Here is a 12,530-nt window from a genome sequence, read left to right on the forward strand (position 1 = left end):
TAACTCATTGTGAATAGCCGTACGCTCAATGGTTAGACGAGCGGATGTTCAAATTGAAATTATTCATTTTAGAGGGTAGAATGAGTTAATTACCCATATGTACAGAAAGGGATTGATCTTATAAAAATCGCAAACTTTAATCCATTACTCGTTCATGCATTGACTAATCGATCGATAGAAGAGATTCCCGCTTCTCCTTCATTAGCGGACTTACCAGGAGATTTAGTACGGCTAGTGGCCAGTCATATCGACCAAGTGCCTCGCCGCTTCCCGAAAAACGAATTTATACTTATTTGTAAAAACTGTAGAAAAAGAGGACGTTATGATATCGGACATATCATGCTTGATGTGGACTCGTTTCATAAAAACAAATCGAAAAATATAGAACACTACGTACAGCTTAGTGCATATTTTCGTTGCAAACATTGTAATTCTTCCGGCCCTTGGGGATTCGTCCATGAGTTCAAAATGTTCATCACAAGCCAACTCTTAGTCCATACCATCACGAATGAAGAAAGTGAGTTATTTTCATTCGGAGAGAATCGACTATATGACGGCAGCTCCCGTCCTTACAGTAGCCATGCAGAAGAACATTTATTAAAAAAAATAGTAGCTTCTCCTTCAGATGCATTTTTGTGGAACCGGCTTGGCAACTTGTATGATATAAGCGGTCGTCCAGAACTTGCGACTGCAGCGTTTGAGCGTTCTCTTTCACTAGATCCATTGCAAACCGAATCGAATTACTCTCTAGGGAATATTATAAAAACTTTCGATCATAAGCAGGCAGTTCATTATTATCATCGGATGATTATTTCTGCTCATTACTATGACAAAGTAGACGCTCGCACACTACGAACTTTGCTTGCATCCACTCTTTGTACTATTATGCACTTACAACAGTCTTTACTAGAGACATTTACTTTCACTCCAAGTATTGAAGACTACGAAAAATTAGGCGTTGAATTCCCACCAATAGAAAAAGAACAATCTACTACTTTTAAAGGAACCTTGGATGTAAACGATCTTAAGAGCTTTTATCCAATCGCAGAATTTTTTATGGGCGATAGGAAAAAGGAACTTCGAAAAGAAAAAGGGAAGAAACGTCATAAGTAACGAATAGCAACGAAGAATCTTCACTAGTAAAAGGAGGAATTGTATAATGAATGTTCATCCGATCAAAGCGTTTTCGGACAATTACATTTGGTGCATGGAAGAAGGAACAGATGCAGTATTAGTCGATCCTGGGACAGCAAGTGGTGTTCTTGACTATCTTCGCAAAAATAATCTTCAGTTGCACGCTATACTGTTGACACATGCGCATGAAGATCATGTCGGAGGAGTAGCTGATATCGTAGCGGAGTATTCGGACGTTACAGTTTATGGACCTCAAGAAACGAGCGCGTTCACTACTCATGTCATAGCAGAAGGAGACCGTTTTATGCTGCTCGGCCAATCGGTTGACGTGCTTGAGACAGCCGGCCATACAAATGGGCATATTAGCTATGTCATAGGTGATCATCTGTTTTGTGGAGATGCGTTATTTTCAGCAGGATGTGGACGGGTATTTACCGGGGATTACGAAGCGCAGTATAGGGCATTGCAAAAATTTAAACACTTAGCTGATCACATCAACGTGTATGCTGGGCATGAGTATACGGAAACGAATTTACGTTTTGCCTGTGATCAGCAAGAGAGTACAATCCTTTCTGATGCACTGCAAGAAGTCCGTGAATTACGCGCGAAAGACCAGCCGACTCTTCCTTCTACAATTGGCAGAGAAAAGTCAATCAATCTCTTTTTACAAGTGGACACCCTGGAAGATTTCATCGCACTGCGAAACGCACGCGATTGCTTCTAACGACAGTTGCGTAAGTTGTGCAATCAAATCAACTGTGTTTCTATCATTTCTATGATACGATACAATCAATTGGAGGATGATAAAAATGGATCAAGTACTTGTCGAAATTTGTTTACGTGTGAGAGATATTGAGGCGACGTTAGATTTTTATACGGAGCTGTTTGATTTTGAAGTAGCTAGTCGCAGAGAATTCCCTGAACATAAATTTGATTTAATTTATCTCAATTCACCTGGTTCTTCTGTACAAATTGAGCTTACGTATAATTATGACGCAGAGCCATACGTGATCGGAAATGGTTTCAGTCATTTAGGTGTAACAGTCAATGATTTAGAAGAAATGCATAGAATTTGTAAGGCTTCTTCTTATGAAACAGGCGAGCTAAAAGGACTTTCTGGTGAAACGCCTTCTTACTTCTTCATTACAGACCCTGATGGCTACCGGATTGAAGTGAAACGTAAGAAATAAAAAAGTCCCTGTTCCAAGACCATTCTTGGGACAGGGACTTTTCTTCAATTTCAACTCATAGGTCAATTACGCAAAATAACGTACACTAAATACATGACATAGGCCAATGCAAGTAGCAACCCTTCACGCTTTCCTATGCGTAAACCCGTCCTCGCAAATAACAATAGTACGAACGTTAATCCAATCATAATAGAGACGTCGGTAAATACTTTATCATTCACCGCAATAGGTGTAATAGCGGAAGACGCACCGAGGACAAACAAAATATTAAATATATTGCTTCCGACGATATTTCCCAATGCGATTTCGCTTTCTTTTTTCAATGCTGCTGAAATCGATGTAACTAATTCTGGCAAGGACGTTCCAATTGCGATAATTGTTAAACCGACTAATGTTTCACTCATGCCGAGAGAATACGCAATGTCTGTCGCGTTATCTACAACCAAATCGCCCCCAAAAATAATCGCCGCCAGTCCGACTAGCGTAATGAGAATGTTTTTCCCCCATTTCTCCTTCTCCGCCCCGTCGGTTATGACCGCATTTTGACGACTTTTAAGACCTAGTTCGATTATGTAATACATAAATATCAAAAGGAAAAGTAAAAAAATGATTCCATCGCTACGTGTGATCATATTACTACTGAAGCCTTGCAGGGCCATATCACTCATTACGACCAACATGACGATACTAGCGAGTAAAGTGAAAGGGATTTCTTTGCGAATCGTTTCACTCTGAACTTTCAGTGGGAATAGAAATGCTGCGATTCCAACAACGATAGTAATGTTAAAAATATTACTGCCTACTACATTCCCTATCGCAACATCCGCATTTCCTTCCATTGCAGCAATAATACTAACTGTCGCTTCTGGAGAGCTGGTACCGAGTGCTACAATTGTCAATCCGATCAAAATAGGTGGAACTTGAAGCAGCCTTGCGATACTAGAAGAACCGTCTACGAAAAAGTCCGCTCCTTTTATTAATAAAACAAACCCTACAAGTAATAATAAATAGGACATCCAGTCATTACCTCCTCCATGTTTTAGTGTGCCTGTACGGCAAACTTTGATGCATAGACCGTTCTATTCCCTCTTTTCCATTCATTGAATCTGCTTGCATATGAAATCAAAGGAAGATGTAAATATGTATGGCTTTACTAGTAAATATTATAAGTGATGAGCACTTTTTCTACTAGCAATCGGGTGCTACAATATTTCCTGGGTAATCATTACATGCTATACTGCTGTAGCGGTATCATTCCGATATGTTATATGTAAGCTGATCATTTACTGAATGTAGAAAGGAAGTAGCTCGTGTCTTCATCACAAATTGTTCAAGTCCGTCATCCAAAAGCGATGGCTTTCACTCTAATGTTTGGAGCTTTTATTGGATTGTTTGGAGAAACCGCGTTGAATATGGCTCTGACCAATATTATAGCCGATTTCTCTGTCAACTCTGCTACTGCACAGTGGTTGACTACAGGATATTTATTAACGTTAGGGATTTTAGTGCCCGTCTCTTCTCTTTTAATCCGGTGGTTCACTACGAAGCAATTATTTGTCGCGTCTTTAGCTTTTTCTATAGCCGGTTCGTTTTTAGCTGCGCTCGCCCCGAGTTTTGCAGTGCTGTTTTTAGGGCGCATCGTGCAGGCGGTTGGGACAGGTATATTATTGCCTTTAATGATGAATGTTATTTTATTAATTTTTCCCATTCACAAACGTGGAACTGTTATGGGGGTCATGGGACTCGTGATCACGACAGCACCTGCCATCGGACCTGCACTGTCAGGATTGATCGTCGATACGCTCGGGTGGTCATATATTTTCTGGGCTAGCTTGGTGTTTTACGTAGGATTGATCGTCTTCGGTCTTAAGCAAATTGACAACGTCTCACAAATTATGAAACCGGCGATTGATGTTCTGTCGATTATCTTATCTACCGTTGGGTTTGGCGGAGTCATTTATAGTTTAAGCACGCTGGCCGAAAAGTCTCTAACGTCCGCATACGTCTATTTACCATTACTAGTCGGCTCTCTTTCTCTACTATTATTTGTTATGAGACAATTGAAGATGAAGCAACCGATGATCAATTTACGTGTGTTTACGTATCCAATGTTCACGTTAGGAACTGTATTATTGTTTCTCGGAATGTTTTTAATTTTATCTTCAGCTATTTTACTGCCTTTGTATATGAGAACGTCTTTACTCGTCAGCGCCGCAGTAGCTGGGTTTGCATTATTGCCTGGTAGCGCGATGAACGCATTATTGTCTCCTGTTGTAGGGATGCTATCAGATAAGTTCGGCGTGAAAAAGATTTTGCCGATCGGATTTTTATTCACTGCGGTTGCAAGTATGTTATTCATCGTCATCATTTCGGCTGACACACCTATTTGGCAAGTGGTCATCGCATTTCTCATTTATTTTATAGGGATTTCCATGATTATCATGCCTGCCCAAACAAACGGATTAAATGAATTGCCGAGGGAACTGTACGCAGACGGCTCGGCGGTCATGAATACTCTTCAACAAATTGCAGGCGCTACAGGAACGGCTTTGGCGATTACATTCATGATCCACGGTGAAAACTTATTTGCGCAAGTATCGCCTAGTGCTCCGTCTGTAGAGATGATTGCAGCCGGTACGAAATATGCATTTTACTTTATCGCCGGATTTGCTGTTACTGGTTTTATTGCATCGTTGTTTGTGAAACGCGTTCGGGTATGAGTGGATGCATCATAGTAAAAAAGGGGCTGTCACAGAAACTCAGTTCTCACTGACTTTCTAGACAGCCCCGTTTTGACTAATCTCTTGAGCGTAATATACTATTCAAATCTCAATTATTTTTTCCGACATCATTTTAGTCTTTTTATGGCATGGTGCGTAATACTCGTTCATAATTCTTTGCCTCGTCGATATGCTGTACTTCGTAATTTGCTTCTACATCAAACTTCAATCGAACGGTTTCCTTTAACGGTGTTGCCTTTTCATTTTGTAAACCTTTCGTTATCGATAAATAGTGTTCGCCTTCTTCCCATTTAATGTTTGGTTTAATATATAATTTATTCCGTGATAGCGGATCTACTTCTGTTGTAAATGAAGTGACTGATTTAGATCCGTCAGCCAGTCTAGAGATTATAATATCCTTATTATAATCTTTTCCTGCCTGTAAATTTTGATTAAATGTGACGGTGAAAATTTTATCTTGCTTAACTGTCATTGCCGGAAAAGTACCTACAAATTCCTCTTTAGGTTTCCCGCCAATCACTGTAACTGTAGAACTAGCCGTCAGTCCGCCATCCTTCGTTTGTACAGTCACAGTCGCACTACCAGCTTTTTTTCCTGTTATAATACCGTATTCATCCACTTCAGCTACTAATGGGTCGGAAGATGTCCATAGTACCGTTTGATCGGTCGCATTTGAAGGCGATATACTTTCGAAAAACGCTTTTGTAGCTGAATTTGAATTTTTTGGTACTTTCACTTGTGCTTCTTTTGTAATTGTATCACTCACATAACGAATCCTAGTTGATCCATAACCAACAGCACGAATTGTACCATTCGTATTTATAGTTGCGACGTTTTCATTGGAAGAAGTGAACTTAGCACTTGGTTCTGTATCCAACACAAATTGTTCCTCTGATCCACTGTTTATAAACAAGCCATCGAACAAAAAGCTTGGTTTAATTTCCGGTATTGGATCTGGCTTCTTAGATGGAGTAAACAAGCTAGTGATCATATACCTTTCATTAGTAAATACATACTTGTAAGAGGATGTTTGAATAACTGCTAGATAATAAGTACCTTTTGGCAACTGATTTGAATAATACATAAAACTTTTTCCGTCTGGTGTTGTTTCTAAAGTAGCAACGCCAATCATTTTTTGCTCGCTATCATAAACACCAACGCCTAAGTACCGATTATCTCTATGACTGATTAATGAATTTTCTATCCAGCCTACTAACATAGAAAAAGTACCTGGCGAGTCTAACATGAAACGATAATAGTCTAAATCGTAATAATTATTCGTGATGGTTCCCACCATACTTGTTCCAGGTTGTAACTGATTGGCCATTATAAATGAATTATTTGGCTCTACTTCATAATTGATGACCGCTTGTTTACGTAATCCTTCCAGTGACTTTGGAATAGACACTTTCGCTAAAGATTTACTTTTCTGATTGTCTAAGTCTATTGTCATTGGGCCGTTCCAAATATCGATAGATTCAACCGGTATAAATGAATCTGTAACCACTCTTGTTTGTAACTTTTCTAAATCTATTAAACCAGCACCGAAATGAGAGTCTTTTCCATAAGCCCCTAAGTCTGTCGCAGTTTCTTCTAATAAACTTTTTATTTCTTTAGGTGTAGCGCTTGGTTGTGACGCCTTCACAAGAGCCGCAGCGCCAGCCACGATCGGAGAAGAAAAGGAAGTTCCGTTTAGCGCTTGATATCTGTCGGATAAAACTGTCGTATAAATATTTACACCCGGTGCCACTACGCTTACAGATGAATTATAATTCGAGAACGAAGCACGCCTGTTTTGATTATCTACAGCTCCTACAGAAATAACATTCGAATAAGAAGCAGGATAACTTAGTGCATTTCCTTCTAGCGCCTCATTACCTGCAGATGAGACGACAGTGATTCCAGCCTGAATCGCTCGCTGGATTGCTTTATTTTCTGCGGATGAGTAATCAGGACCGCCTAAACTTATGTTAATGACATCTACTTTTTTATCAATTGCATAATCAATTGCGCGAATCTCGTCTGATATATAGCTCTCTCCGGACTTATGAGACACTTTCAATGGTAAAACTTTCGTATTATAAGTACCTGTAATTCCAGATATACCGACATTATTTTCTGAAGTGGCTGCAATAATACCTGAAACAGCCGTACCGTGGCCATTTACATCCATCACATCTTGTATGTCATGATAGAAGTTAAATCCGCCAGGCTGAACACGTCCTTTCAAGTCTTCATGGTTATAGTCTATACCAGAGTCAATAACAGCAACTACAACATTCTTTTTTTGTTGTTTCACTCTTGACCAGAATCTTTGTGGTTTAACTTGTGAGATCCACCATTGACTACCCATATATGGATCATCCCCCGACATATGCAACTGACGCTTATAATTTGGTTCCACACTCATTACTCCAGGATCTTCTTGTAAATATTTTTGAATTTCTTGTATATCCGTTTCTTTATTGAAGTTCCACAACTCGATTTCAGGTGCGATCTCCTCTCGACTTGTAACTCCGAATATTGAAACATCTTCAGAAAATGTCTGTTGCCCCTTCACAAACTCAACTACTAATGCGTTTTCTTTTGTTGCTTCTGTTTCCAATGCATGAGCTTCACTTTTAACTTCTGTAAAAAAATTTCCCATCGCAAACCACATGATTAAGGTTATGACCATTATTCTCGTCTTACTTCTCACAATATCCCTCTTTTCTATTTACTGATAATTCAATAGTAACATAATTAAGGATTTTTAATAGGTTAAAATACTTATTTTAATTAATGGTATTTTTGTATTGATATTTTCTTATTTGCTTTCAAATCGAAAAAGGGCTGTAGCATTATTTGAGGTGAAAACAATCAATCCTATTTGTTAATCCCAACAGACGGTTCACTATTGATTCATTATCACTAGACTATTATCTTAAAAAACTTTGATGAGGAATATGCAACATAAAAGACCGGCACAGACAGTCTGTGCCGGTCTTTTGCTATGTTTGTCATTTGAAGCGGGGCTAGTGCATGACTGCTTAATGACGTTCCTGAATTTGAAATGTCATCGGTTCATTGTAGTCACTTCGGCGCTGGCGGGAGGCAATCCCTCACGCGCCGAAGCGGTTACAGAAAGAACCTTCACCAATTCAATAAGCTAAAACAACATCAAGTCACTTTCTATCACAACTTACCATTCATACCCGAACGGAGAACATACGACAAAAACAGTCCCTCATTAGTTTTGTATAAACTGCTGCGTCCAATAGTGGCCATTCGGATCGTAGCCAATACCAATCTGTGTAAATCCCGGTGTCAGGATATTCGCTCGGTGTCCTGCTGAATTCATCCAAGCAACCACAACTTCTTTCGCACTAGTTTGACCTACCGCAATATTCTCCGCAGCCCGACGATACGAAATACCGTGACGCTCCATTTGATCATATGCCGAACCATACGTTGGACTCATATGCGAAAAATAGTTATTACTAGCCATGTCTACGGACTTTTGTCTGGCTGTTATCTGCAAGCCCGGATTCATTTGTAGCGGCTGAAGATTAGCTTTCACTCGTTCTGCGTTTGTGAATTCCAGCACTGCTTGTTCAACAGCTGAAACATCGAGGGATGGCTTTTCAGGTGTCGGCGGTTGCATGGGCTTATCATTTATATGCATCGCGCGGTACATGAATACCGCATAGTGAACGCGTGATAATGTGTGTTCTGGCAGGAACTTCCCGTTGTCACCTGTCGTAATCCCGTTCGAATAAATCGCACGTACATACTGGTTCGCTGCATGAGTCGTCGGCACATCCGGAAAATCTGTAGTAGACTTCACTTCTAAATCAAAAGCTATCGTTAAAATTTTTGCCATCTCTGCACGTGTTACTGCTTTATTCGGATAAAACTTTCCTTTGCTGTCAGCTGTAAAAATACCCGCCCGCTGCAACACCCGAATATCTTCATAGTTCGGATTACTTTTAGTCACATCACCAAATTCATATGCTGGATGTTTCACAGGCAAAGAACTGCCCCTCGCTCGATTCACCAGTGCCGCTGCGTGTTTTCGTGTAATCGCTTGGCTTCCTCTGAAACTACCATCCTCAAATCCATTAATAATGTTTGCATTTGCCATCGTATGAATCATTTCATAATAAGGGCTGGCAGTAGATACGTCAGTAAATACTTTTGCTTCTGCTTGTAAAGGCACTGCAATTACTGCGGCAGTACATGTCATCATTGCGGACATCATCAATAGTCTTTTATTCATTTGGCATCACATCCTTTTTAATCATATGAAGAAAATAACGAGTAAGAATACCGGACGATAGTCTAGTGTTGTTTACATAACCTTACTCTTATATTTCTACTATGAAGATACCATATAACAGAGACTAAAATATACGTTGGATAGAACTCGCAGGAGATAGGTTGTCCAATTTCACAAAATCTTTTACGGAACAATTAAACACTTCACTTCCTACTCTTGCCAGCTGAATTCACGTCGTAGAAGATTCTGTTGAAGTGGCAGTGAAACTAAGAAAACTAACAAACACTGCCGCAATTATTTCAATTGCATATTCTATAAAGCGTCCAGTCTATTACATAAATCTGTATCTTCACGTAATCCAGAACCCAAAACAAAGTACTTCACGTCAACTGTCTGCGAACAGGCATCAACTTAATCGCTTTCTGAAGCCTAGGAATCAACACCAGCGATAAAACAGTAACTCCTATATCCAACGGCAAATAAGCTACCATCCAAGACCACGCAACGACATAACTAAAACTTGCAGGCGCTTCCACCCAATACACATACGCAAAATACATAAAATTTGTCCCGATCACATAATTTATAACAATCGCAAGAACCCCCGCCATTAAATACCCCATCCACGAAGGAATTCGCTCGAGTGATTTTCCAACTATGTACGCCACAAAAATAAAAGAAATCACATAACCAAACGTCGTACTAATGACACTGCCCAGTCCACCTTTAAATTGAGCGAAAACCGGTGCACCTGCAAGTCCGATAAATACATATGCAGACATAGCGATACTCCCTAAGCGACTGCCTAACAACCCACCTGCCAACACAGCAAATAACAACTGTAGCGTAACCGGCACTCCTCCAATAGTTAAGAAAGGACTCACATTCGCTCCCACCCCCATCAAAGCCGCAAATAACGCACAAACAACAATTTCTTTCGCCTTCATTCTCTACTCCTCCTATTCTCTATTGTTGTCTCAACATTTATATGTTAACATAATTAAATATTAAGTTAACACATTTTAAAAAGGAGTTTACAGAATGACTATATTATTCGTTGCAGGAACAGATACAGATGTTGGAAAAACGACGGCTACTGTATTCATTACAGAGTTCCTTTCTAATCATGGTCACAATTTCATTCCATTCAAGCCCATACAAACGGGTGCTGTTTTTCAAAACGACGATCTTATCGCGCCTGACTGGTTAACCTATTCACAAGCGTTAAATGAAAATACTCCGCTGCCCGATTACGTATTCGAAACGCCTTGTTCTCCCCACTTGGCCGCTAGCTTGGATCAGGTTCAAATAAATCCTAATTTCTTAACAGAATCAGTGAACAAGAGGAAGGATGAGGTTGATGGGGTCGTAGTCGAAGGGGCTGGCGGTCTATTTGTGCCATTGACTTCTGATGGCTATTGCATCATTGATTGGATAAAAGAATTAGAAGCGAGCGTTGTCCTAGTTGCGCGTGCAGGAGTAGGGACAATCAATCACACATTACTTTCCATAGAGGCAATGAAAGCGAGGAATATTCAAATTGCGAGTTTATTATTTACTGACATAGATAACCAACCTCCGCTCATCGTAGAAGATAATATACGAATGATCAGCAAGTTAAGCAATGTACCTGTACTTGGAATCATTCCTTATCAGCAAGATATTCAAGAAACTTTACGTAATACAGAAATGAAAAGAGCGTGCTATAGCAATTGGGATTACACACTTTTGAAGGAGGCAATAACTATTGAAAGCAAATCAGTTAGTAGCGAAAAGTAAGAAATACATGTGGCTGCCGTTTACGCAAATGTCGGATTATGAGAGAGATCCATTAATCATTAAGAGCGGCGAAGGGGTTACTGTGACAGATATTTACGGCAATACATATTTAGACGGGTATTCTTCTTTATGGCTGAATGTCCACGGTCACCGCAAAAAAGAATTGGATGAAGCTATTCAAGTACAACTGCAATCTATAGCACATTCAACTCTACTAGGCGCAGCAAATATTCCATCGATTTTATTAGCGGAAAAATTAGTGGAATTAGCACCTGAGAATCTATCACGTGTATTTTATTCGGACAGCGGAGCAACGGCTGTAGAAATCGCTGTGAAGATGGCCTATCAATACTGGCAAAATAAAGGACTGAAGAGGAAAAAACGTTTTGTAACTGTCAGCAATGGATACCATGGAGATACAGTCGGAACGATGAGTGTCGGTTCTATTGAGCTATACCATAAAGTATATACTTCCCTTTTATTCGACGCACTGGTTATTCCGTTTCCCGCTGTATACCGCCACCCATCAGGTGATGAAGATATCGTAAAAGAAGAAAGCTTGAGAACATTGCGCGCATTGTTTAAAGAGCGACATGAAGAAATTGCGGGTATGGTGCTTGAACCAATGATTCAAGGAGCAGGTGGAATGAATGTCATGCCTCCGGGTTATTTAAAAGAAGTAGAACTACTGTGCAAGAAATTCAATATTTTATTAATTGTAGACGAAGTAGCGACGGGGTTTGGGCGTACTGGGAAAATGTTTGCGGTGGAACACGAAAACATTCAACCTGATCTACTGACTGTAGCGAAAGGGCTTACTGGCGGATACTTACCTGTAGCCGCCACAGTAGCAACCGAAGAAATCTACGAAGCTTTCTATGGCGATTATGAGGAAATGAAAACATTTTTCCATGGACACTCTTATACTGGCAATCAGCTCGGCTGTGCAGTCGCTTTAGCCAATTTAGAGATTTTCGAGAAAGAAAGACTTGTTGCACAAGCTACGGAAAAGGCAGAGTTTTTAAAGGAGCTACTAGTAGAAGTCAAACAACTGCCGTATGTAGGAGACGTACGTCAATGCGGCCTTATGTGCGGAATTGAGCTCGTGAAAAATCAACTGACTAAAGAACCTTTTCCATTAACAGACCGTGTTGCCTATCATGCGACATTGAAAATGAGAGAATTAGGATTACTTACTCGACCACTAGGTGATGTGATTGTCCTCATGCCTCCACTAGCAACATCGAAAGAGCAATTAGCAGAAATGGTGGCTATTTTAATGGAAGGCATTCAGACGGTGACACGAGAATTAGTAGAACTATAATCCGAAATACGTGCTTGTTACACGCTAACAAATATATAGCACGCATGTATTTTCACACTAGTTACATTCGACTTTTTTGATTATGTTCTGCTACTGGAACTTTA

Annotated in this window: 10 protein-coding genes; 6 read left to right on the forward strand and 4 right to left on the reverse strand. The window is 40.0% G+C overall.

The window, feature by feature from the left end; all coding sequences use genetic code 11:
• Window positions 1-159: 159 nt before the first annotated feature.
• The 3 genes from DV702_RS05460 to DV702_RS05470 all read left to right on the forward strand — a co-directional run bounded on the left by DV702_RS05460 (window position 160) and on the right by DV702_RS05470 (window position 2,324).
• Window positions 160-1,113: a tetratricopeptide repeat protein gene (locus DV702_RS05460; RefSeq protein WP_162805726.1), complete on the forward strand. Its 954-nt coding sequence runs from the start codon at window positions 160-162 to the stop codon at window positions 1,111-1,113.
• A gap of 46 nt (window positions 1,114-1,159) precedes the next feature.
• Window positions 1,160-1,858, forward strand: a complete 699-nt coding sequence (gloB, locus tag DV702_RS05465) for a hydroxyacylglutathione hydrolase (protein ID WP_114923848.1) — start codon at window positions 1,160-1,162, stop codon at window positions 1,856-1,858.
• Window positions 1,859-1,943: 85 nt separating this feature from the next.
• Window positions 1,944-2,324, forward strand: a complete 381-nt coding sequence (locus tag DV702_RS05470) for a lactoylglutathione lyase (RefSeq protein ID WP_114923849.1) — start codon at window positions 1,944-1,946, stop codon at window positions 2,322-2,324.
• A gap of 62 nt (window positions 2,325-2,386) precedes the next feature.
• Here DV702_RS05470 and DV702_RS05475 read toward each other — a convergent pair whose 3' ends face one another.
• Window positions 2,387-3,340 (reverse strand): calcium/sodium antiporter, encoded by a 954-nt coding sequence (locus DV702_RS05475; protein WP_114923850.1) that lies wholly within the window; start codon window positions 3,338-3,340, stop codon window positions 2,387-2,389.
• Window positions 3,341-3,676: 336 nt separating this feature from the next.
• On the opposite strand from DV702_RS05475, the gene DV702_RS05480 reads away from it, so the two are divergent.
• Window positions 3,677-5,044, forward strand: coding sequence for a DHA2 family efflux MFS transporter permease subunit (locus tag DV702_RS05480; RefSeq protein WP_114925848.1), 1,368 nt, complete (start codon window positions 3,677-3,679; stop codon window positions 5,042-5,044).
• A 142-nt stretch (window positions 5,045-5,186) separates the two neighbouring features.
• Here the strand turns inward: DV702_RS05480 and DV702_RS05485 are convergent, their stop codons facing one another.
• The 3 genes from DV702_RS05485 to DV702_RS05495 form a co-directional block, all read right to left on the reverse strand.
• The gene (locus tag DV702_RS05485) at window positions 5,187-7,712 is read right to left on the reverse strand and encodes a S8 family serine peptidase (protein ID WP_162805727.1); all 2,526 of its coding nucleotides are present in this window, start codon (window positions 7,710-7,712) and stop codon (window positions 5,187-5,189) included.
• A gap of 582 nt (window positions 7,713-8,294) precedes the next feature.
• A complete protein-coding gene (locus tag DV702_RS05490; protein ID WP_114923852.1) occupies window positions 8,295-9,323 on the reverse strand; it encodes an S-layer homology domain-containing protein in 1,029 nt (342 codons plus the stop codon).
• 380 nt (window positions 9,324-9,703) lie between these two features.
• Complete coding sequence (locus tag DV702_RS05495) at window positions 9,704-10,270, reverse strand: biotin transporter BioY (RefSeq protein ID WP_114923853.1); 567 nt, start codon at window positions 10,268-10,270, stop codon at window positions 9,704-9,706.
• A 94-nt stretch (window positions 10,271-10,364) separates the two neighbouring features.
• On the opposite strand from DV702_RS05495, the gene bioD reads away from it, so the two are divergent.
• Together bioD and bioA are read left to right on the forward strand one after the other, a co-directional pair.
• Window positions 10,365-11,102, forward strand: a complete 738-nt coding sequence (gene bioD, locus DV702_RS05500) for a dethiobiotin synthase (RefSeq protein WP_114923854.1) — start codon at window positions 10,365-10,367, stop codon at window positions 11,100-11,102.
• A 7-nt stretch (window positions 11,103-11,109) separates the two neighbouring features.
• Window positions 11,110-12,426 (forward strand): adenosylmethionine--8-amino-7-oxononanoate transaminase, encoded by a 1,317-nt coding sequence (bioA, locus tag DV702_RS05505; RefSeq protein WP_371682750.1) that lies wholly within the window; start codon window positions 11,110-11,112, stop codon window positions 12,424-12,426.
• Window positions 12,427-12,530: the final 104 nt, after the last annotated feature.

It is taken from the genome of Sporosarcina sp. PTS2304 (assembly GCF_003351785.1).
GTDB lineage: Bacteria > Bacillota > Bacilli > Bacillales_A > Planococcaceae > Sporosarcina.